Consider the following 20,234-nt stretch of genomic DNA (forward strand, 5'->3'; position numbering starts at 1 on the left):
CGAATTGCCGAAGGAACATCCCGCAACATGGCGCAGCGCCGGGATCACGCAAGGTCAAGACGGCTCACGATGACGTTGGACGGCGGCGCCGGTTCCGCTTGGCAGCACCGGGGCCGCGCGCTAAGGGGAGGCATGCTTTCCTATCAGCACGCCTATCACGCCGGAAACGCGGCCGATGTCCACAAGCACGCGCTGCTGGCGGTGGCGCTGGAATATCTGGGCCGCAAGCCCAAGCCGCTCACCTATCTGGAAACCCATGCCGGACGGGCGCTTTACGACCTGTCCGGGGCGGAAGCGCGCAAGACCGGCGAGGCTGCGGCCGGGATCGGGCGGATGGAAGGCTGGTTCCCGCCGGATCATCCCTATGCCCGGGCCCTGGCGGATGCGCGCGAGCTGGGCGGCGCCGCGGCCTATCCCGGATCGCCGATGATCGCGGCGACGCATCTGCGCGACACCGACCGGCTGATCCTGGCGGAACGCCACCCGCAGGAGGCCGCGGCGCTGCGCCGGGCGATCAGCTGGGCAGAGATCCACGAGGCGGACGGGCCGCAGCTGGCCCTGTCGCTGACCCCGCCCGACCCGCGGCGCGGCCTGATCCTGATCGACCCCTCCTACGAGGTGAAGACCGAATGGACCGCCATTCCCGACCTGGTGGCCAAGATCCGGCGCAAATGGCCGGTCGGGGTCATCATGCTGTGGTATCCGCTGCTGGAGTCGGGGGCGCATCTGCCGCTGGCGGCGAAACTGTCCGAGATGGGCGCCGAGGCGGCGACCAGCAATGTGCGCTTCCCCCCGGCGCGGCCGGGCCACGGAATGACCGGAAGCGGGCTGTGGGTGGCCAACGCCCCCTGGGGCTGGCAGGAGGCCGCGCGGGCGCTGGAGGCGCGCTTCGCCGCGCCGTGATCCCGCGGCTCAGCGATGCAGGCGCTGGATCCGCAGATATCCCACCGTCTCGCCCACCCATTGGCGGCTGTCCCAGACCATCCCGTCGCTGCCGACCCAGTAGAGATTGGTGAAATTGCGGGGGCCTTCCAGCTCATAGCAGCTTTCGCGCATCCGCGTCGTGGAATGCCGCATCTGCAGCACCACCCGCGCCTCCGCCCCTTCCGGCACGAGCTCGCAGAAGAACCGCTCGCGGCGGATGCTCTCATCGCCGGCGATATAGCGCAGGTCGCGCCCGTAGCGCGCGGCACGGCGCGCGGGCAGGGCCTGTTCCAGCCCGTCGGTCGTGGCGCTCAGCAGGTCAGGTCCCAGACCGCGGGTGGAGAACAGCGCCCCCTCCTTCAGCGTCACCGTCACGCCGTTCAGCGTGATCCAGGTATCCGCGTTGCGGTTCTGGCCGAAACGGATGGCGGTCGCCTGGTCGCCGCTGATCTCCACGTCGATCAGGATCAGGGGCACATCCGCCTGTTCCACCTGCGCGCGCGAGACCACCGGCCGCGGCTGGGGCTCCGCCGGGGTCAGGCTGCTGCCGATCGTGCGCAGCGAACTGAGCAGCACGCTGTTGATCGAGGTATCGACAGGCGCGTTCGTGCAGGCGGAGAGAAGTCCCGCCAGAAGGGTCGCCAGGCCAAGCCGCCGCATCACCGTCATCGCCAGAACCGTCCCCACTGATCCTCGACCCGCTCCTGCCGGCCGTGATCGACCAGATCGTAGAGCCGGCCATCCACATTCAGCCGCGCGCCGCCATCCCGCTGCAGCGGACGCATGGTGAATTCCGGCACGTTGACATTCGACCGGCCCGTGAACCAGGACAGCGGAATGGTCAGCGTGATGCCCTTGTCGAAGGAGCCTTCGCCGAATTCGTCGCTGGAGACATCGGTGAAGGTGGCGAAGGCGCCGACCTTCCAGCCATTGCCGTAGACCCGCTCCAGCTTGAAGGTCGCCCCGTCATCCCCTGCCAGGTAGCGGCCGACATCCACCTGCGCCAGGTAGTTCTCGTAGCGGTAATAGACCGAGGCATGGCCGGTGACGACATCGTAATCCAGCAGGTCCAGCCCGCCGTCGTAATCGCGCTGCCTGACATAGTTCAGCTCGGCCCCGAAGGCGAAGGGCGTGTCATAGGGCGCCCAGAGCAGTTCCGAGGAGACGCCCGCGAACATCTGTTCCAGATAGCCCGCCGTCATGCGCCCGTACAGATCCTGGCCCGGGCGGAAGTAATAGGCCCCCTGCAGCGTGTCGATGCCGGGATCGCCCTCCTTGTCGTAAAGGGGGAAATCGGACCGGACATGCGGCAGGACGCTGTCGGACTCGTGGTCGTTCTCGTCGAGATTGCCCACGAGTTTCTTGGTGATCGAGCCCGAGACCACCACGCCGCGCGCCAGTTCCGCCGCCGCCCCGAAACGCAGCCCGACATCGGCGCGGAACGGGTTGGCCGGGTCGAACAGGCTGGTGCGCATGTAGGGCGCAAGCAGCAGGTCGGTGCGCGGGTAGAAGTCGCTGATGCCCTCGCCGCGGGAAAAGGCGGCAGGCGTGCCCGTCACCGTCGCGGCGGCCAGCATGCGCTCCGCGCCGTCGGGGGCGATCTCGTTGCGCTCCAGGTCGCTGCGGCGGAAGGTGAAGCCCGGCAGGGTCATCCCCGCGCTCATCGGCACGATGGTGAAGACCTCGACCGAGGCGGGCAGGGTCGCCGCCATCACCCGCGCCGCCCGGCCGAGCGCCTGCGGCTCGGCCTCGTAGCCGGAATTGCGCAGGTAGAGCACCGCGTGATCGGGCGCCAGCCGCAGCGCCTCCATCTCCAGCCGCTCCAGCAGAAGGGTCTCGCGCAGCTGCGCCTCCACGCGGCTGCGCCCTTCGGCGCTCGCGCTCCAGCCGGTGGCATAGGCCTGCGGATCCGTGCTGCGCGCGGGGCGCGGCGTGATCGGGAAGGGCGCGCCGTCCAGCGTCCCCCCGATGGGCGGACGGTCGGGATTGAAGTTGAAGGTCAGCTGGACGCCGAATTCCGAACCATACAGGTAGTATGCCGAGAATTCGGTGCCGTTCTCGGTCTGGTAGGTCGCGCCGAAATTGAAGGCGGAGTCGCGGTCGAAGATGCCCAGCGTCTCGGATTCCAGATCGTAATGGTCGCTGGAATACTCGGCCTTCAGCACGACATTGTCGGTCACCCGGTATTGCAGCCCGGCAAAACCGCCGATCTCGCCGCGGAACAGCGTGTCGAGATTGGCCTCCCCGCCCTCGTCCACCTCCTCCGGCGTCAGATCGGGGCGATCGCCGAAGCCCGACAGGACGGAATTGCCCGCCAGCCGGCCCCAGCCCAGCCCGGCGGAGACCTCCACCCGGTTGCCCAGGTGCTTGGAGGCGACCAGGTATTCGGCGCTGTAGATGCCGGTGCCGATGAAATCCTGCAGGCCCAGCGTGACCTCGGGCAGGAAGGCGCCTTCGCGGATCGCGGTGAATCGCAGATCGAAGCTGCGGTCGTAATAGGTGCTGAACCCGGCGGAGTCGAAATCCTCGATCTCGGTATAGCGGAACCCGCCGAAGAGGCGCGGGCTGATCTGGGCCGAGAACTGGTAGCGGCTCATTCCCGCGAAATTGGCGACCGTGAAGGACAGCTCGCCATCGGGCCGGGCGAAGGCGCTCGGCATCTCCACCAGGCCGGGCACGTTGTAGAGGCTCGTGGTCGGCCAGGACGTCACGTCGAATTGCTGGGCACCGGCCGTTCCGGCCAGGAGAAGGGACAGAACCGATACGCCGGTTCCGGTACTCATTCTGAACGCTGTGCTGCCGGTCACGATCCAACCACCCTATTCTGGGGCCGACTGTCCCCTGCCCCCCTTCGCACTTCAACTACCGGCAGGACGTGGCATGGCTCAGAAGAGCCGGCTGTGCCATTTTTCCCACGCCATCCGCGACATGGCGCAGCAGGGTCAGGCGTGGCGCTGGCTGGTGCTGCCCATCGACCCCTCGACCCAGCGCGACAGCACGGCACGCGCGGCCTCCGTGTCATTGGTCTCGATCGCGTCGCGCAGGTCCCGCAGGAAGGTGGCGACCTCGATCTCCGACAGGCTGGATTCGCGGGCCCGGGTGATCTTGGCATGCTCGGTCAGCATCCGGCCCTCGCCGATCAGCAGTTCCTCGTGCAGCTTCTCGCCGGGACGCAGGCCGGTCACGACGATCTCGATCTCGCCCTCGGGATGGGCCGCGTCGCGCACGGTATAGCCGGCCGCCTCGATCATCTGCCGCGCGAGGTCGATGATCGCGACCGGCTTGCCCATGTCCAGCACGAAGACATCCCCGCCCGAGGTCAGCGCGCAGGAGATCAAAAGCAGCCGCGCCGCCTCGTCGATGGTCATGAAGTAGCGCGTCACTGCCTCATGGGTCAGCGTCACCGGCCCGCCATTGGCGATCTGGTCCTGGAACAGCGGGATCACCGACCCCGAGGATCCCAGCACATTGCCGAAGCGCACCATCGAAAAGAGCGGCCCGGGCCGGGTGGCCATGTCCTGGACGATCAGCTCCGACAGCCGCTTGGAGGCGCCCATGACATTGGCCGGGCGCACCGCCTTGTCGGAGGAGACGAGAATGAACCGTTCCACCCCGGCATCGCGCGCCGCCTCGGCCAGCGCCTTGGTGCCCAGCACGTTGTTGCGCAGACCTGCAAGGGGGTTGGTCTCCACCAGCGGCACGTGCTTGTAGGCCGCCGCGTGAAGGAGGATCTCCACGCCGTTGCCGACCATCACCGCGCGGCAGAGCGACTCGTCGGTCACCGATCCCAGCACCGGCACCAGTTCCACCCCGGTATTGATGCCGCGCAGCTCCATGTCGATGCTGTAGAGCGCCAGTTCACTGGAATCCACCATCACCAGCCGCCTCGGCCTCAGCGCGAGAAGCTGGCGGCACAGTTCCGACCCGATGGATCCCCCCGCCCCCGTGACCATCACGGTGCGCCCCGCGAAGGTCGGGCGGGCCAGGGACATGTCGCTCTGGAAGGACTTGCGCTGCAGGAAATCCGAGGGGCTGACCGGGGCCAGCTTGGCCGGGAGGGGCTCCTCTCCGGTGAGCTGCGCGAAGGAGGGGAGCGCCTGCACGTCCACGCCGAGCGGGTCGAGCTGGCGATGGATGCGCGAGCGCTTCACCGCCGAGAGCGACGGCATCGCCAGCAGGACCTTGGTCACGCTCTTCTCGCGGATCACGCGGGGCAGGTCTATCGGCGACCAGACCGGCATGCCCGAGACATAGACCCGGCGCAGCGCCGGGTTGTCATCCACGAACCCCACCGGCACCAGGAAGGCGTCATGGCGCAGCGCATTGGCCAGCTGGATGCCCGTGCGGCCCGCCCCGTAGATGACCACCGCCGTGCGCGGATGCCTGCGGCTGAGGATGCCCAGCAGCACCTGCCGCAGCAGCACGCGCGACCCCACGACACCGATGAACACGATCAGGCCGAAATTGACGAAGGTCGACCAGGGATGGGCCTGGGCGGCGATGCTGTTCAGCGAGGCCCCGACCAGCGCGATCAGCACCGCATAGAGACAGGCCAGGTGGACGCCGTTCGTCTCGAACCCGTTCAGGCGGATGCGCGGCAGGCCGAGGAACAGCGACAGCATGGCACCGATGACCATCAACGTGATGGACAGCTGCCAGTTCTCCCAGACCACCGCGGCGGGATCGGCGATGCCCGCGCGGAAGAAATTCGCCAGCAGCAGGGCCAGCGGGATGACGGCAATGTCCAGCGCGACCAGAATCCAGCGCTTCTGCTTCATGGTCAGGGCACTGACGAGCCCGTATATGCTTTGGTCTTCCCGGTCCAACCTAGCCTACCATCGTTACTCGTGCCCGCGCCGGGCCAACTCCCGCTGCAGGACAACGGAACCCTTCTGTCAAATCAATGGAACAAGATTGCTTAACACCAGGTGTCATCCCGCCGTCCCGACACAGCTTCAGCTTTCGCGCCCTGCCCGCCTCCGGCCTGCGGGAAGTCTGATATCTGAGTAGCATCTATCCCCCGGCCCTGGCACCTTGTTTCTGCAATGCGGCACGGTCTCCGCGAGCCTGTCAGGAGCTAGGATGATTTCGGCCGACCGCCAGGGAGGACTGCACAAAAAGTTTGCACCAGGATCATTATATCCAGGCAGATCGACCTGTTCCGGCGATAGATGAGATCAAGCCGTGCCTTTCGGGGCACACAGCGGCGCAGATAGACGCGCTCGGTCTCGGGGGCGCTGCGGCACCTTGCGAGGATCCGCGCCTCGTGCCCGTGAAAGCGCAGCGTCGCCAGCCCGGTCAGTCCGGGGCGGCAGGCCAGCACCTCGGCATAGAGCGCCGGGGCGGCCTCCACATAGCGCCGCAGGGGCGGGCGCGGCCCCACCAGGCTGATATCGCCGCGCAGCACGTTCCAGATCTGGGGCAGCTCGTCCAGCCGCACCGCCCGCAGCCAGCGCCCCGAACGGGTGATCTGGTCGGCCTTGTCGCCGCCGGTGACGCCGCCCCGCGCCGGGTCGACCGTCATGGTGCGGAACTTGACCAGCGTGAAGCCCCGGCTCGGGCTGCGCATGCGCTCGGACAGGTAGAAGACCGGTCGGCCGTCCAGGATCAGCACGGCCGCCGCGACCGCCGCGATCACGGGCAGCAGCAGCGGCAGCAGCAGCAGGGCCACCAGCAGATCGAAGGCGCGCTTTCCCGGCGTCACGGGCATCCTCCGCCCGCCCGCAGCCAGTCGGCGGCCAGCCCAGCCGCCCCGGCCCCGGTGGTCGCCAGCCCGGGCCACAGATCCGCCTGGCGCGACAGGTCCAGCGCGTGCGAGGCCAGCGCGCCCGGCGCGGCGTCGCGCCACGACCAGGGCACGGGGTGCCCCTGCTGCGCGAGCGCCGCCAGAAGCGCGTCCATGGCCGTCTCGCCCCCCGGTTCGGCAAGGTTGACCACCCCGAACCCGTCCCGCGGCGGCGCCGCGGCGATGGCGCAGACCGCCCGTGCCAGGGTCATCGGCGACAGGTAGCTGCGCCGCGGAGCGCCGCCTCCGGGAAGACGGTCCAGCCGCAGCGGCGCCTCCGGCCGCGCGCGGCGCACCGCCTCGCCCAGCATGTCCGCCCCCGCGACATTGGCCAGCCGCAGGCACAGCACCGCGGGTCCGCCCGGATGCGCTGCGGCCCAGTCCGCCGCGGCCGCCTCCATCGCGCGCTTGGCCCGGCCATAGGCGCCCGGCGGCAGCATGCCGTCGGTTTCGCGGAAGGGACGGTCGGCGCTGCCCGGCGCATAGACCGCCGCCGTGGAGCACAGCAGCACCACGGGCGCCGCCGCAGCCGCGCCAAGATCCAGCCCCGCCAGCGCCAGCCGCGTGTTCTCCGCAAGCGCCGCCTCGTCGCCGCCGGTGACGCCGGACAGCACCAGCACGGCGGCGGGCGGCCCCGGCAGCGCGGCGAGAAGCCCGGGCCCGATCGGCCCCGTCAGGCCGATCCCCGCGCCGGGGCTGCGCGACTGGAACAGCGCGGGCGGCAGATCCGCGGCGGGCCAGGCGCCCCGCAGCAGCCGTCCGACCCGGCCCGACGCCCCGAGGACCAGCACCGGCCCGGCGGTCACCGGCTGGCCTCCATCTGGTTGGCCTTGTGCACCTCCAGGCCTTCCTCGACGGAATCGTAGAGGGTCAGCGTGCCGGCATGCAGCACCGCCGCCATGTCGCACATGGTCTTCACCTGCGTCAGGCTGTGGGTCGCCATGATCGCGCTGGCCCGGCTCAGCCGGGTGTGAAAGGTCTCGGCGCATTTCTCGCGGAACCGCTTGTCCCCGACCGAGGTGACCTCGTCCACGAGATAGCAGTCGAAGGGCACCCCCATCGAGACGCCGAAGGCCAGGCGCGCCCGCATCCCCGAGGAATAGGTCCGGAAGGGCATGTCCAGGTAATCCCCCAGCTCGCTGAAATCCTGGACGAAATCGACCATCGCATCCGTGTCGATCCCGTGCACCCGGGCGACGAAACGGGCATTCTGCGCCCCGGTCATCTCGGGGTGGAAGGCCCCGGCGAAGCCGATCGGCCAGGACATGGCGCCATTGCAGATGATCTCGCCGGAATCATAGTCCTGCGCCCCCGAGATCAGCCGCATCATCGTCGACTTGCCCGAGCCGTTATGGCCCAGAAGCGCCACCTTGCGGCCCGCGGGGAACAGCACGCTGCAGTCCCGGATGACGTATTTGCGCTGCCGGAACCCGGTGCGATAGCTCTTGGACACGGAGACGAAGCGCACCGATCCCGGCCCCGCCGGGCGCGGCGGGCCGGGATCGGGCGCAACGGGCTCCTCCGGTGGCGGGGGGCTGGCGCGGAAACGGGCGAGCATGCCGGTCCCCTTCTCAGCGGCGGTCGCGGATCGACATGATGATCAGCATGCACAGCCCCCAGAGCGCAAACAGGAAGGCGGTGCAGATCAGACCCAGCGTGATCCGCTGCGGATAGACCGAACTGGCGGCGAGCGTCGGCTTGATATGGACCGCCAGGTAACGGCTCTTGCGGCGGGCCTCCGCGATGGCGGCATCATGCGCCCCCAGCGCGGCGGTATAGGCCTGCTCGGCGAATTGCCGATCGACCAGCAGTTCCTCGTAGCGCCCCACGGCCGGGGCCTGGTCGCTGCCGACATTGGCGCGTTCTTCGGAAATGCGGTCGCGGATCGCCTGGATCATCCGGTCGGCGCGTTCCAGCCGGGGATCGTCCGCGCGGGTGGTCGTCCCGACCAGCGCATCGCGGGCGATCATCTCCTCGGCCAGGCGCGATTCCAGCGCCGAGATAACACCCTCCTGCCCGGCCACGACGGTGGCGGGATCGACGAACTGGCTGCTGCCGCGGAATTCGGCCAGCGCGATCCGTGCCGTCTTCAGACGTTCCTCGGCCAGGTCCAGGTCCTGCTTGGATTCGGCGATGGCGTCATCCTCGGAGATGCGGCTGAGATCGTTGATCAGCTGCGCGCTCTCGGCCAGGATCTCCTGCGCGACGCGCTGCGCATCCTCCGCCGAGAAGGCCTTTACCTCGACATTGATCAGGCCGCTATCGGCCTCGTAGACGATGGTGACGATCCGGCCCCAGTAATCGATCAGATCCTCCAGCGAGGCGTCCGGCGCCAGCGCGAAGACCGGATCGACATCATGGGGCGGACTGTAGAGCGCGCGCAGGTCCAGCGCCTCGTCCGCCAGCTCCACCATGCGCTGGGACTGGATGAACTGGTAGAGCACATCCGCATCCGGCGTGGTCGAGCTGCCGCCGAGGCTGGACAGACCGAAGACCGTCTCCACCGAGGGAGTGGTGTCCTCGCGATGCACGAAGAAGGCGGTATTGGAGGCGTAGCGGTCCTGCGCGTGCTCGAACAGGTAGTAGAACACCACCGCGGCGGGCAGGATCACCATCAGCAGGAAGGTGTAGAACAGGTAGCGGTGGCGGTGGCGCATGCGCGCGCGCGGCACCGGACCCATCTGCACGCGGCTCAGCGGCGGCTGGCGCCCTGCCCCGCCGCCGCCCGCCTTCGGCGATCCGGGCAGCTTGGCATCGGGCTTGCGCGCGGGGACGGGATGCGCCTCCACCGGCACCGGGACACCGGCCCCGCCGCCCTTTCCCTGGCGCTGGCCGCGCCCCTGCTGCTGGCGGTTTCCGCCCTTCCCGCCCGGCTTGCCGGGCTCTGCCTTCGCGTCGCCTTCCCTGCGCCGCTGCCTGTCCCCCGGGCGGGCGTTTCCGCCGCCGCCCTTGCCGTCATCCTCCCGGCCCTTGTCCTCGCCCCTGCCGTCCCGGGCGGCGCGGCGCGGCGCGGACTTGCCCGCGATCACCTCGGGCGTGGGCTCGCCGTCTTCGCGGCCCGCGGGCCCTGCTTCGCTCTGGCTGCCGCCTTCGGTCGATCGGGAATTGTTCACTTTGGACCACGCTCGTTCTTCGCGGTGGGGATTAGGCAATATCCGGGTCGGCATCCGCAATACGTCATGATCGCGCACGCCCCGGCACTGCCGCTGGCAGGTGCCGCAGGCTAGGACCCGTTATTTCTCATAGAGGATAACACGATAATACCGGCTCAGGAAAAAAAGGCCCAGCAGCATGGGGACGATGGAGAAGAGCAGCACATAGGTCACGGAGATATAGGCGCCGTCATACTGGTAGTAGATGCCGTCGCGCATCACCCCGACGATCTGCAGGATCGGGTTGTACCACAGCACCGACTGAAGCATCGGCGGAAGCGAGTGGTAGGTGAAGAAGATCCCCGAGGCCAGCAGGAGCGGCCGCGTCGCGATCGACCAGATCTGCTTGTAGAGGGGATACATGGCGAAGAGAAAGCAGTTCAGCGTCCCCATGCCGAAGGACAGCAGCAGGATCAGGGCCAGGGCCAGGGCCACCTGGGAGGCATCCGGGATCAGGTCCGGCTGATAGACCAGCACGATCCCCCCCAGCACGATGTAGAAGACCAGGAACTGCATCAGCGAATTCAGCAGCAGACGCGCCAGGATCGCATCCATGAAGGTGACGCTGGGATAGGCCAGCAGCGCGCGCGAGAAGGAAATCGAGCCGGAGACCTTGTTGGAGAGGTCCATGTAGATGGAAAAGGGAAGAATGCCGGAAGCGTAGAACAGCATGAAATTGTCGCCGATCGGCGGGGTGCGCATGAACAGCGAAAAGCAGATCGCCATCATCAGGATCCCGCCCAGCGGCTCCAGCACCGCCCAGATATAGCCGCCCGGCGACTTTCCGTAGGTCGTGGCCATTTCGCGCAGCATCAGCGCGCCGACGACGCGCGGGGTCCTGGCAAAGGCATTCAGCAGCCCCATGGCAACCTCCTTTCCGTCCGCTCGCAAATGTCTCGCGCCATCACAGCGTCTCCATCAGCAACAGCAGTTCCTCTGCCTGTTCCGCGAAGCTTCGGCAAGGCACCGGCGCGGGATGTGCGTCGCGATTACGCAACTCCTGCCCCAGCGCCTCGGACAGTTCCTCGGGGCTGGCCCCGATCGGCAGCCTGCGCGACACTGCGCGATGCTCCGTCGCGCCGCCCCCCTCGGTCTGGATCACCCGCACGCCGCGGCTGATCGCCTCGCGCACCACCAGGCCGAAGGTCTCGCGCCATTGCGACAGGAACAGCAGCACGTCGATCGAGGCATAGAACCCGTCCAGCCCGGCGCTCTGTTCGAACCGCGGGTGGATCTGCCACTCGCCGCGCATCCCCTGGAACATGCTGGGGCGCCACCAGCTTCCGTCAAGGGAGCCATCCACCACGATGCCGCGGAAATCGGCCCGGTCGATGCGCTGGAAGGCGGCCCGCACCAGCGGCCATCCCTTCACCGCCGACGGCCCCCCGACGAAGCCGAAGGTCAGCTCCGGCGAGGTGGCCCGCCGCGCGGCCTGGTTGTCGAAGAACCCGGGGCCGGGATGGTTGATGCCGTTTTCCAGGATGACGTTGCGCCGGGCAGGCAGGCCCGAGCGCATCGACAGCCCGTGCGCATAGGCGCTGGGAAATGTCACGAGATCGGCCTGGCGCACTGCCGCGAACAGCTTGCTGCTGCGCTCCTCCAGCTGGGGGCGGTTCGGCACGCAGCCCGCGCATTGCCGCAGCCGCACCGGGTCCTGGCCGCAATAGCGCCCGTCGGGCTGGACCATGAACTGGCGCTGGCACAGCCACCAGAAATCGTGGATCGACAGGATCACCGGAATGCCCTGCGCCTTCAGCCCCGGGATCAGCCCCGCGCCCAGCCCCTGCAGGCAGTGCAGATGCGCGACATCCGCGCCGACCTGCGCGGCGATCTGCGTGACGCGGGCGGTCATCTGGTCGTCCCAGAACCGCGCGGTGGGTGCCGGACCGGGCGGCATGTTGATGCGGAACGTGTCGATCCCGTCGCGATGGCTGCGCACCACCGCATAGGGGGGCAGCTCTTCCGCCTGCATGGTCGCCACCGCGCTGACCCGCATCCCCGCGCCCCGCAGGTGGCGCGCCACCTCGCGGGCGACGATGGTCGCGCCGCCGTAATTGTCGGGGTCGAAATGGACATTGACCACGAGCACGTGGCGGAACCGGGTCGATGTCACGCTGCCAGCCATTCCGTCAGACCCGCATCCGTCACGCGCGCCGCCGCAGGGTCGCCCCAGTCCTGCCGCAGGGCCTCGCGCGCGGCATGTCCCAGCCTGCGGCCGCGATCCGCGCGGCCGGCCAGATCGGCCAGCGCCGCCTCCCAGCCGGAGAGATCCTCCGCCAGCCAGCCGGTCTCGCCATGGCGCACCGCCGCGGGCAGGTCGCCGCACGGGCTGGCGATCACCGGGCGTCCGGCCGAGGCGGCATCGAAGACCCGCACCGCGCTCTTGCACAGGTTGAAGGGATCATCGGCCAGCGGTACCAGCACCGCATCGGCCTCGGCCAGCTGCGCCAGGTAGGCCGGGTAATCGAGGAACGGAACCTGCGTCACCTGCGGCACCACCGCCGGGGCCAGACCGGCATGGTGATCCAGCCCGTGACCGATCAGGATGAGCCGCCGGCCGCGATCCTCGGCCAGGAACCTCTCGATCGCCGGGCGCGCCACGGCAAGATCGCCCGAGCGCCCGTCCGAGCCGCTGGCCAGGACCAGCGTCAGCCCCGGCCCGCCCGGCACCGGCGCGGGGCCCGTCACCGGTTCCAGCATCCCCTGATCGGCATAGTTGCGGCGCAGGAAGACCGGGCGCGGCAGGAAGGACCGCACCGCCTCCACCAGGGCGGGGGTGCTGACGCTGATCGCGTCGCAGGCGCTCATCACCGCCAGGATGCCCGGCGCCGCATCGGCGAAATGCCGGGTCAGGATCTCGGGCAGGCTGACGCGCGACCCGGTGATGGCGGGCACCGAGAACAGCGGGTCGTCCAGGTCGTAGAGCACCGGCAGGCCCAGCCGCCGGGCCTCGTAGAGATACATCCAGGTCCGCGCCCCCGGCTCCAGCCGGTAGAACATGACATGGCTGGCCATCTGCAGCGCGGTCAGCGCCTCGGCCTCGTCGCGCTGGTCGGCCGCGGCAAATCCCATGCCGCAGCTGCGTGCCAGACCCGCCATCTGCTCGACCCGGTAGCGCGTGCATTGCGGCAGGCTGGCCTCGGCGATCACCGCCAGATGGCGCTGCTCGACCGGCCGAGCGCCGAAGAACACGCCGTTTTTCGCCAGATGCTGCCAGGTGGGGCCCAGCGCATAGATCGAGCGCGCGGCGGCGCCGAAGCCCACCGCCTTGCCGACCGTGGACTGCGCCAGCCGGATGCGACCGTAATTCGCCACGCGCCCCAGCGCGGCCCGCGTGCCTTCCTCGCGGGCGATGCTCCGCAGCCGCGACGCCAGCGGCAGCGGATTCGGGACACCATACGCCATCGAAACCCCCGCACTTTTCCTGGATGAACTGCTACACCCCCGGCGACTTCAGGGCAATTCCCTCCCTTGCCGCATGCCGGTATTCCGCCGTAACCATGGCGCAACCGGCAAGGACGACCCATGACCCCGCTTACCATCCTGCTCGGCACCTATCAGGGTGCGGCGCATCTGCAGGCCCAGCTGGACAGTTTCACCGCGCAGACCCATCGCGACTGGCGGCTGGTGATCGGCGATGACGGATCGCGCGACGCCACCCGCGACATCGCCGCCGCCTTCCGCGACCGCGAAGGGCGCCCGCCCCGCATCGTCCCGGGACCGGGGCGCGGCTTTGCCGCGAATTTCCTGGGACTGCTTTGCGATCCGGCCGAAGCGCCCGGCCATGTGGCGCTGAGCGATCAGGACGATGTCTGGTTTCCCGACAAGCTGGAGCGGGCGATGGCGCTTCTGGCACAGGCGGACCCGGCCATCCCCGCCCTGGCCTGCGGGCGCACCCTGCTGACCGATGCGGCGCTCCGGCCGCTGGGGCCATCGCGGCGGCACCGGCATTTCGCCTTCGGAAACGCGCTGGTGCAGAATGTCGTGGCGGGCAACACCATCGTCATGAATCCTGCCGCGCACCGGCTCCTGCGCGCAGCCGGTCCGCAGGCGGTGCCCTATCACGACTGGTGGTGCTACCTGCTGGTGACGGGCGCGGGCGGGCGCATCCTCTATGATCCCGTCCCCTGCATGCAGTACCGCCAGCATGGCGGCAACGTGCAGGGCGAGAATCTCAGCGCCGGGGCCGTGATGCGGCGGGCGCGGGATTTCGGCGGCCGCAAATGGCGCGGCTGGTTCGAGGCCAATATCGCCGCGCTCGAGGCGAACCGCCACCTGCTGACCGGGCAGAACCGCGCCCGGCTCGACGCCTTCCTGCGCCATGACCGGCGCAATGCCGCCGGGCGCGCCCGCGCGCTGCTAGCTCTGGCCCCGTGGCGGCAGCGCCCGGCCGAGACCGCGGCGCTTTACGGCGGCACCCTGCTGGGCCTGTCCTGAGGCCGCGCGCCCTGCCGCGGCAATCCGGTCGCCGCCGCGGCGGGCTTGGCGCTTGTCTCGGCCGCGCCGCCTGTGCCAGCCTGACCCCAGGACCGGCGCGGCCCGCGCCGCGACAGGAGACCCGATGACCCAGCCCCTTCCCCTGCAGACGCCCCCCGACCGGGCGCACCGCACCTTTTCCGATGCCGCCGAGGCGGTGGCCTGCCTGCGGGCCCTTTACGACGAGGCACGGGATTTCCTGGCCGCAAAATTCGCCGACGCGATCACCGGCGGCGGCGGTGCGGCGCGCTACCGCGCCTACTATCCGGAGATCCGCGCCGTGATGACCAGCTATGCCACGGCCGACAGCCGGCTGAGCTTCGGCCATGTCACGGAACCGGGGCGCTATGCCACCACCATCACCCGCCCCGACCTGTTCGAGACCTACCTGACCCAGCAGATCGGCCTGCTGCTGCGCAATCACGGCGTTCCGGTGCAGGTCGGCTGGTCGACGACCCCGATGCCGATCCATTTCGCCGCCGCCGGACAGAAGGTCCCGCAGGAGGGCGCGCTGGATTTCCCGCTGCGCGACATCTTCGACGTGCCGGACCTGGCCACGACCAATGACGACATCGTCAACGGCTATGCGGTCACGATGGAGGACGGCTCCATCCCCTTCGCCCCCTTCACCGCGCAGCGCATCGACTATTCGCTGGCGCGGCTGGCGCATTACACGGCGACCGATCCCGCGCATTTCCAGAACCACGTGCTGTTCACCAACTACCAGTTCTACGTGGAGGAGTTCGAGACCATCGCCCGCGCCGCGCTGGCCGATCCGGCCTCGGGCTACACGTCCTTCGTCGGGCCGGGCAATTCCGAGATCACCGATCCCGACGGCGAATTGATGCGGCTGGCCAAGATGCCCCAGATGCCGACCTATCACCTCAAGCGCGAGGGCCAGGCCGGGATCACGCTGGTCAATATTGGCGTGGGGCCGTCCAATGCGAAGACCGCCACCGACCATATCGCGGTGCTGCGCCCGCATGCCTGGATCATGGTCGGCCATTGCGCCGGGCTGCGCAATTCCCAGAGGCTGGGCGATTTCGTCCTGGCCCATGCCTATCTGCGCGAGGATCACGTGCTGGATGACGACCTGCCGGTCTGGGTGCCGATCCCCGCGCTGGCCGAGATCCAGACCTCGCTGGAACAGGCGGTGGAGGAGGTCACGCAGCTGAAGGATTACGAGCTGAAGCGGATCATGCGCACCGGCACCGTCGCCACGATCGACAACCGTAACTGGGAGCTGCGCGACCAGTCCGGCCCGGTGAAGCGGCTGAGCCAGTGCCGGGCGGTGGCGCTGGACATGGAATCGGCGACGATCGCGGCCAACGGGTTCCGCTTCCGCGTGCCCTACGGCACGCTTCTGTGCGTCTCCGACAAGCCGCTGCATGGCGAGCTGAAGCTGCCCGGCATGGCCTCGGAATTCTACAACACCCAGGTCACGCGGCACCTGCAGATCGGCATCCGGGCCATGGAAATCCTGCGCGACATGCCGCTGGAGCGAATCCATTCGCGCAAATTGCGCAGCTTCAACGAGACCGCCTTCCTCTGAGAGAGGTCCCGAATGTTGCCAAAAGGCAACAGCGCGAACCGGCCCGCCGCCCGGAAACCGGCCGCGGCGGGTCCTCACGGAGGCCATCTGCCCCTTTCGGGCACGATTTCTGTGGGCAAATCCGCCGATCGGCACGAAAACCTTTGCAAGGCGATTGAGTAGCTGATTCCGTTGGCTCTAAGGTGGGCGCCAAACCAAAAGCAGACAGGCACAAGGAACATGACCGTGACCAAACCGCTGACCAAGACCCAGCTCGTGGCCGCCGTGGCAGAGGCCATGGAGACCGACAAGAAGACCGCGACGACCGCCATCGACGCGATCGTCGAGATCATCACCGCCGAGGTCGCCAAGGGCGGCGCCGTCACCCTGCCGGGCGTCGGCAAGATCTTCTGCCGCGAACGCCCCGAGCGCATGGTCCGCAACCCGGCCACCGGCGAGCAGATCAAGAAAGAAGCCGACCGCCAGGTGAAAGTCACCATCGCGAAGGCCCTCAAGGACGTCGTCAACGCCGCCTGAGGCCAGACGACAGCGCGACCGCCGCGGCCCCCGAGGGGGGCCCCGGCATCCCCCCGATCGGCGGCCCCTATTCGGCGGCCAGCGGCATCTGCGGCCGCGCGATCCCCGAGACCGTCTCGATCAGCCGCGTCATCACCCGGGTGATCCGCGCGAATCCCTCATGCGGCACCAGCGTGCGCTCGTCCATGTAGAGCGACCGGTCCAGTTCCACCTGCACGACGCTCTGCGACGAGGACGGCCGTCCGTAGCGCTGGGAAATATAGGCCCCGGCAAAGGGCGAGTTGCGCGCCACCACCAGACCCTCGGATTCGAACACCGCCTCGATCGCGGCCGTCACGTCGGGGTCTGCCGACGCCCCGAACCGGTCGCCCAGCACGACATCGGGCAGCCGGTCCATCGTGGTGCAGTGATGCTCAATCGCCTCATGCGGCATGGAATGGCAATCCACGAGGATCGCCCGCCCGAAGGCCGCGCGCTGCGCCGCCAGCAGGTCCTGCAGCGCCTGGTGATAGGGATGCCAGTGCTCGCCGAGACGCCGCTGCGCCTCCTCCATCGGAATGCGCCCGTGATAGATCGGCCGTCCCCCGGCCACGACCCGGGGAATCACCCCCAGCCCGGAGGTCACGCGCGGGTTATGCGCCTGGCGCCGCACCCCCAGAATCAGCGCGGGGTCCAGCTCGTCCGCCGCCCGGTTCAGGTCGACGAAGGCCCGTGGCGTATGCGCCACCAGAAGCGGCACGCCCAGCCGCGGCGCCGCCGCGATCAGCTTGTCGACGAAGGCATCCTCGGAGGAGCGCAGGGTGTGGGAATCGAGAACCGAGGCGTCCAGAAAGGCCTCGCCATAGCGCCGCCCGGAATGGGGAGAGGCGAAAATCGCGCCCGAAACAGGGGCTTCCGGAAGGAACAGGTCGAAATTGGTCGTCTGCATCGGCTCTCCTCAGGCTTTCCTTATAGTCAGATTCTTTTCCGTGTCGAAAGGGCTTGCACCCCCCGGCGACTCTGATTAGAAGCCCCCCACCGACGCGGAACAGCGGCGGCGCGGAACGAAAGGCAGGGCCCGACGGGACGCGACGCAGACGGGACGCGGCAGGCAAACGGGCGGTTAGCTCAGCGGTAGAGCACTACGTTGACATCGTAGGGGTCACAAGTTCGAACCTTGTACCGCCCACCATTGCCTCCTCGGAAAACGGGCCCCCGCTTCGGGGGCCTTTGGCTTCAACCAGGCGCGGACGCGCCGCGAAATGAGGAGAAAGGCCATGAAGGTCCGGAACTCGCTCCGCTCGCTGAAGCAGCGTCATCGCGACTGCCGCGTTGTGCGCCGCAAAGGCCGGGTATACGTGATCAACAAGACCCAGCGTCGCTTCAAGGCACGCCAGGGCTGATCGCAGACCCGAACGAGACGTCGAAGCCGCCCATCGGGCGGCTTTTGCGTTTGGGGAACCTTTTTCCGTCACGGTTTCGCGAAGGGCTGCGCCCGGCGCGACACTTGCGAGCGCCCCTGCCCCGCCCTTATAAGAAGCCCAGGCCCGGATCAGGGCGGACCGCAGAGAGGCACCCATGGCGATCGTCGACACGCTCAAGCAGGCCGTCACCTGGTGGAACGGGCAAACGCTCGGCACCAAGATCTTCACTTCCCGCCACGGCCGCCGCGTCGGCGAGGACGATCAGGGCAATGTCTTCTACCAGACCGCCGACGGCACGCGCCGCTGGGTCATCTACAATGGCGAGGCCGAGGCCAGCCGCGTGTCGCCCGACTGGCATGGCTGGCTGCATCACACTTGGGACGAACCGCCCAGCGAACGCCCCCTGGCGCGCAAGCCCTGGGAAAAGCCGCATGTCGAGAACCTCACCGGGACGGTGATGGCCTATGCGCCCGCCGGATCCATCCGCCAGCCGCAGCCTGCACAGCGCAGCGACTACGACGCCTGGTCGCCCGAATAAGGGAATACCCATGTCCGAGAATGTCACCGAAGTCGCCGTGGGCGGCGCCGTCCTGGCCGTTGCCGCGGCCTTCCTCTTCTATGCGCTCGGCACGGCCGGGGGCATGGGCGGCGGGTCGGGCTATCCGCTGACCGCCTCCTTCCGCTCGGCCGAGGGAATCGGCGTCGGCACTGATGTCCGCATGGCCGGCGTGAAGGTCGGCGCCGTCACCGGCATGGACCTGAACGCCGAAACCTTCCGCGCCGAGGCCACCGTGCAGATCGAGAACGGCATCGAGCTGCCCGATGACAGCGCCATCGTGATTTCCTCCGAGGGCCTGCTGGGCGGCAATTTCGTCGAGATCCTGCCCGGCGGCTCGGCCTATAATTACGAGGCCGGGGACGAGGTGCTGGACACCCAGGGCGCGGTCAGCCTGATCAGCCTTCTGATGAAATTCGTGGGCGGCGGGGAATGATCCGCAGCCTCTCCGCGGCGGCGCTGGCCCTGGCCGCGGCCCTGCCGGGGGCCGCCCCCGCGCAGGACCGCATCGCCGTTCAGACCGAACCCTTCGCCGTGCTGCGCGGGCTCGACCGGCTGTCCGGCGAGCTGACCGAATTCGAGGTGCGCGCCGGCGCGACCGCGATCTATCGCGACCTGGCGGTGACGGTGGCCGAATGCCGGGTGCCCGCCGACAACCCCTCGGGCGATGCCTATGCCTATCTGACGATCCAGGACCAGCGCGTCGAGGAGCCCAATTTCGAGGGCTGGATGGTCGCCTCCTCGCCCGCGCTCAATGCGCTCGACCACATGCGCTATGACGTCTGGCTGATCCGCTGCAGCACGAGCTGAGGATCGGGCACCGGCGCGTCGGGATCGAACCGCGCCGGACGGGCCAGCGCCTCTGACAGCAGCCTGCGATAGTCGCGTCGCGGGATTTCCTGGGCCCCGAGGCTGCGCAGATGCGGCGTCACGAACTGCGTGTCGAACAGCGCGAATCCCTGGGCCCGCAGGCGGTCCACCAGGTAGACCAGCGCCACTTTCGACGCGTCGGTGCGGCGCGAGAACATGCTTTCGCCGAAGAACGCCCCGCCAAGCGCCACGCCATAGACCCCGCCCGCAAGATCCCCGTCCTGCCACAGCTCGATCGAATGGCCGAAGCCCATCGCGTGCAATTCGCAGTACAGCTCGAAGATCCCCGCGTTGATCCAGGTTTCCTCCCGCGCCGCGCAGGCGGACAGCACCCCGGCGAAATCGCGGTCGAAGCTGACCTGGAACTCCGCCCGGCGGATGCGGCGCGCCAGCGACCGCGAGACATGGAACCCCGCAAGCGGCAGGATCCCGCGGCGGCGCGGATCGACCCAGAAAATCTCGGGGTCGTCGCGGCTTTCGGCCATCGGGAAGACGCCCATCGCATAGGCGCGCAGCAGGATATCGGGTGTCAGATGCAGGCTGTCCATGATCGTCGGCGGCCCCCCGTCGGGGCACCCCGCCAGTCAAGCGCAAAGCCCCGCCGGAGGCCAGAGCCTTTCTGGCCGCCCGCGACTCGGCCCGGCCGCGCGGCGCGGTCAAATTCGCGTCAGCACGCGCCGCAGACCGCGGATCGGGGGAAAAACCGGCCCGCGGAGGCGGGCTGCTGCGGCAAAGCTGCGCAGGAAAGCTTTCCACCGCCGGAAACCTGCCATATATGACCGGGCCAAGACGGGTGATCAGGCAGTCAAGTCTGGCCCCAGGTTTGGATCGAGACGAGGCACGCATGACCGACAATCCGCACGGCGCCGATGTGGCGTTTATCGAGGCTCTGGCAAAGCTGTTGCGGGAGAACGACCTGAGCGACCTGGAGGTCAAGCGCGAATATGCCGAGGATGACAGCCTGACCGTCCGCGTCAGCCGCACCCTGGCCGCCGCGCCC

Annotated in this window: 20 protein-coding genes, 1 tRNA gene and 1 pseudogene; 10 read left to right on the forward strand and 12 right to left on the reverse strand. The window is 68.6% G+C overall.

Features of this window, described 5'->3' with window-relative positions; all coding sequences use genetic code 11:
- Window positions 1-132 precede the first annotated feature (132 nt).
- Window positions 133-903 carry a 23S rRNA (adenine(2030)-N(6))-methyltransferase RlmJ gene (rlmJ, locus tag ICN82_RS12375; RefSeq protein ID WP_193183208.1) on the forward strand — a complete coding sequence of 257 codons (771 nt, stop codon included), beginning with the start codon at window positions 133-135 and terminating at the stop codon, window positions 901-903.
- A gap of 9 nt (window positions 904-912) precedes the next feature.
- On the opposite strand, the gene ICN82_RS12380 is transcribed toward rlmJ, so the two are convergent.
- The 10 genes from ICN82_RS12380 to ICN82_RS12425 all read right to left on the reverse strand — a co-directional run bounded on the left by ICN82_RS12380 (window position 913) and on the right by ICN82_RS12425 (window position 13,266).
- Window positions 913-1,611, reverse strand: coding sequence for a YjbF family lipoprotein (locus ICN82_RS12380; RefSeq protein WP_193183219.1), 699 nt, complete (start codon window positions 1,609-1,611; stop codon window positions 913-915).
- Window positions 1,590-3,707 carry a YjbH domain-containing protein gene (locus ICN82_RS12385; protein WP_193183221.1) on the reverse strand — a complete coding sequence of 706 codons (2,118 nt, stop codon included), beginning with the start codon at window positions 3,705-3,707 and terminating at the stop codon, window positions 1,590-1,592. The genes ICN82_RS12380 and ICN82_RS12385 overlap by 22 nt, the downstream gene beginning before the upstream one ends.
- 159 nt (window positions 3,708-3,866) lie before the next feature.
- Window positions 3,867-5,702, reverse strand: coding sequence for a polysaccharide biosynthesis protein (locus tag ICN82_RS12390; protein ID WP_193183223.1), 1,836 nt, complete (start codon window positions 5,700-5,702; stop codon window positions 3,867-3,869).
- A gap of 299 nt (window positions 5,703-6,001) precedes the next feature.
- Window positions 6,002-6,628 (reverse strand): sugar transferase, encoded by a 627-nt coding sequence (locus ICN82_RS12395; protein WP_193183225.1) that lies wholly within the window; start codon window positions 6,626-6,628, stop codon window positions 6,002-6,004.
- Entirely contained in the window at window positions 6,625-7,515 is an 891-nt protein-coding gene (locus tag ICN82_RS12400) for an NAD-dependent epimerase/dehydratase family protein (protein ID WP_193183227.1), read from the reverse strand. The genes ICN82_RS12395 and ICN82_RS12400 overlap by 4 nt, the downstream gene beginning before the upstream one ends.
- Window positions 7,512-8,267, reverse strand: a complete 756-nt coding sequence (locus ICN82_RS12405; RefSeq protein WP_193183229.1) for an ABC transporter ATP-binding protein — start codon at window positions 8,265-8,267, stop codon at window positions 7,512-7,514. The genes ICN82_RS12400 and ICN82_RS12405 overlap by 4 nt, the downstream gene beginning before the upstream one ends.
- 13 nt (window positions 8,268-8,280) lie before the next feature.
- Window positions 8,281-9,822, reverse strand: coding sequence for a hypothetical protein (locus ICN82_RS12410; protein WP_193183231.1), 1,542 nt, complete (start codon window positions 9,820-9,822; stop codon window positions 8,281-8,283).
- Between the two features lie 120 nt (window positions 9,823-9,942).
- A complete protein-coding gene (locus ICN82_RS12415) occupies window positions 9,943-10,725 on the reverse strand; it encodes an ABC transporter permease (protein WP_193183233.1) in 783 nt (260 codons plus the stop codon).
- A gap of 40 nt (window positions 10,726-10,765) precedes the next feature.
- A complete protein-coding gene (locus ICN82_RS12420; RefSeq protein ID WP_193183235.1) occupies window positions 10,766-11,986 on the reverse strand; it encodes a glycosyltransferase in 1,221 nt (406 codons plus the stop codon).
- On the reverse strand, window positions 11,971-13,266 hold the full coding sequence (locus ICN82_RS12425; protein WP_193183237.1) for a glycosyltransferase: 1,296 nt from the start codon (window positions 13,264-13,266) through the stop codon (window positions 11,971-11,973). Before ICN82_RS12425 ends, ICN82_RS12420 begins: the two co-directional genes overlap by 16 nt.
- Window positions 13,267-13,386: 120 nt before the next feature.
- Between ICN82_RS12425 and ICN82_RS12430 the strand changes: the two genes are divergently transcribed.
- The 3 genes from ICN82_RS12430 (at window position 13,387) to ICN82_RS12440 (ending at window position 16,405) form a co-directional block, all read left to right on the forward strand.
- Window positions 13,387-14,298 (forward strand): glycosyltransferase, encoded by a 912-nt coding sequence (locus ICN82_RS12430; protein ID WP_193183239.1) that lies wholly within the window; start codon window positions 13,387-13,389, stop codon window positions 14,296-14,298.
- Window positions 14,299-14,422: 124 nt separating this feature from the next.
- Entirely contained in the window at window positions 14,423-15,889 is a 1,467-nt protein-coding gene (locus ICN82_RS12435; protein WP_193183241.1) for an AMP nucleosidase, read from the forward strand.
- A gap of 225 nt (window positions 15,890-16,114) precedes the next feature.
- The gene (locus ICN82_RS12440; RefSeq protein WP_193183243.1) at window positions 16,115-16,405 is read left to right on the forward strand and encodes an HU family DNA-binding protein; all 291 of its coding nucleotides are present in this window, start codon (window positions 16,115-16,117) and stop codon (window positions 16,403-16,405) included.
- A 67-nt stretch (window positions 16,406-16,472) separates the two neighbouring features.
- Here the strand turns inward: ICN82_RS12440 and ICN82_RS12445 are convergent, their stop codons facing one another.
- Window positions 16,473-17,333 carry an N-formylglutamate amidohydrolase gene (locus ICN82_RS12445; protein WP_193183245.1) on the reverse strand — a complete coding sequence of 287 codons (861 nt, stop codon included), beginning with the start codon at window positions 17,331-17,333 and terminating at the stop codon, window positions 16,473-16,475.
- 168 nt (window positions 17,334-17,501) lie between these two features.
- Here ICN82_RS12445 and ICN82_RS12450 point away from each other — a divergent pair.
- The 5 genes from ICN82_RS12450 to ICN82_RS12470 all read left to right on the forward strand — a co-directional run bounded on the left by ICN82_RS12450 (window position 17,502) and on the right by ICN82_RS12470 (window position 19,174).
- Window positions 17,502-17,576: transfer RNA gene (locus ICN82_RS12450), tRNA-Val, on the forward strand.
- Between the two features lie 85 nt (window positions 17,577-17,661).
- A complete protein-coding gene (ykgO, locus tag ICN82_RS12455; RefSeq protein ID WP_010141322.1) occupies window positions 17,662-17,787 on the forward strand; it encodes a type B 50S ribosomal protein L36 in 126 nt (41 codons plus the stop codon).
- Window positions 17,788-17,962: 175 nt separating this feature from the next.
- Window positions 17,963-18,346, forward strand: a complete 384-nt coding sequence (locus ICN82_RS12460) for an NADH:ubiquinone oxidoreductase subunit NDUFA12 (protein WP_193183247.1) — start codon at window positions 17,963-17,965, stop codon at window positions 18,344-18,346.
- Between the two features lie 10 nt (window positions 18,347-18,356).
- Complete coding sequence (gene mlaD, locus ICN82_RS12465) at window positions 18,357-18,800, forward strand: outer membrane lipid asymmetry maintenance protein MlaD (protein WP_193183249.1); 444 nt, start codon at window positions 18,357-18,359, stop codon at window positions 18,798-18,800.
- A complete protein-coding gene (locus ICN82_RS12470; RefSeq protein ID WP_193183250.1) occupies window positions 18,797-19,174 on the forward strand; it encodes a DUF2155 domain-containing protein in 378 nt (125 codons plus the stop codon). The genes mlaD and ICN82_RS12470 overlap by 4 nt, the downstream gene beginning before the upstream one ends.
- Here the strand turns inward: ICN82_RS12470 and aat are convergent.
- Window positions 19,138-19,782 carry a leucyl/phenylalanyl-tRNA--protein transferase gene (gene aat, locus ICN82_RS12475; RefSeq protein WP_193183252.1) on the reverse strand — a complete coding sequence of 215 codons (645 nt, stop codon included), beginning with the start codon at window positions 19,780-19,782 and terminating at the stop codon, window positions 19,138-19,140. The two genes, ICN82_RS12470 and aat, sit on opposite strands and share 37 nt — an antisense overlap.
- Before the next feature lie 296 nt (window positions 19,783-20,078).
- On the opposite strand from aat, the pseudogene ICN82_RS12480 reads away from it, so the two are divergent.
- Window positions 20,079-20,234, forward strand: a pseudogene (locus ICN82_RS12480) (acetyl-CoA carboxylase, biotin carboxyl carrier protein); the annotation flags it as partial.

Source organism: Mangrovicoccus algicola (assembly GCF_014903745.1).
Lineage (GTDB): Bacteria > Pseudomonadota > Alphaproteobacteria > Rhodobacterales > Rhodobacteraceae > Mangrovicoccus > Mangrovicoccus algicola.

Excerpts from the sequence above, each read along its gene's own strand:
- ICN82_RS12435 (WP_193183241.1), top strand. The coding sequence starts at position 14,423 with ATGACCCAGCCCCTTCCCCTGCAGACGCCCCCCGACCGGGCGCACCGC.
- ICN82_RS12390 (WP_193183223.1), bottom strand. The coding sequence starts at position 5,702 with ATGAAGCAGAAGCGCTGGATTCTGGTCGCGCTGGACATTGCCGTCATC.
- ICN82_RS12415 (WP_193183233.1), bottom strand. The coding sequence starts at position 10,725 with ATGGGGCTGCTGAATGCCTTTGCCAGGACCCCGCGCGTCGTCGGCGCG.
- aat (WP_193183252.1), bottom strand. The coding sequence starts at position 19,782 with ATGGACAGCCTGCATCTGACACCCGATATCCTGCTGCGCGCCTATGCG.
- ICN82_RS12445 (WP_193183245.1), bottom strand. The coding sequence starts at position 17,333 with ATGCAGACGACCAATTTCGACCTGTTCCTTCCGGAAGCCCCTGTTTCG.
- ICN82_RS12420 (WP_193183235.1), bottom strand. The coding sequence starts at position 11,986 with ATGGCTGGCAGCGTGACATCGACCCGGTTCCGCCACGTGCTCGTGGTC.
- ICN82_RS12385 (WP_193183221.1), bottom strand. The coding sequence starts at position 3,707 with ATGAGTACCGGAACCGGCGTATCGGTTCTGTCCCTTCTCCTGGCCGGA.
- ICN82_RS12425 (WP_193183237.1), bottom strand. The coding sequence starts at position 13,266 with ATGGCGTATGGTGTCCCGAATCCGCTGCCGCTGGCGTCGCGGCTGCGG.
- ICN82_RS12430 (WP_193183239.1), top strand. The coding sequence starts at position 13,387 with ATGACCCCGCTTACCATCCTGCTCGGCACCTATCAGGGTGCGGCGCAT.
- ykgO (WP_010141322.1), top strand. The coding sequence starts at position 17,662 with ATGAAGGTCCGGAACTCGCTCCGCTCGCTGAAGCAGCGTCATCGCGAC.
- ICN82_RS12460 (WP_193183247.1), top strand. The coding sequence starts at position 17,963 with ATGGCGATCGTCGACACGCTCAAGCAGGCCGTCACCTGGTGGAACGGG.
- ICN82_RS12405 (WP_193183229.1), bottom strand. The coding sequence starts at position 8,267 with ATGCTCGCCCGTTTCCGCGCCAGCCCCCCGCCACCGGAGGAGCCCGTT.
- rlmJ (WP_193183208.1), top strand. The coding sequence starts at position 133 with ATGCTTTCCTATCAGCACGCCTATCACGCCGGAAACGCGGCCGATGTC.
- mlaD (WP_193183249.1), top strand. The coding sequence starts at position 18,357 with ATGTCCGAGAATGTCACCGAAGTCGCCGTGGGCGGCGCCGTCCTGGCC.
- ICN82_RS12470 (WP_193183250.1), top strand. The coding sequence starts at position 18,797 with ATGATCCGCAGCCTCTCCGCGGCGGCGCTGGCCCTGGCCGCGGCCCTG.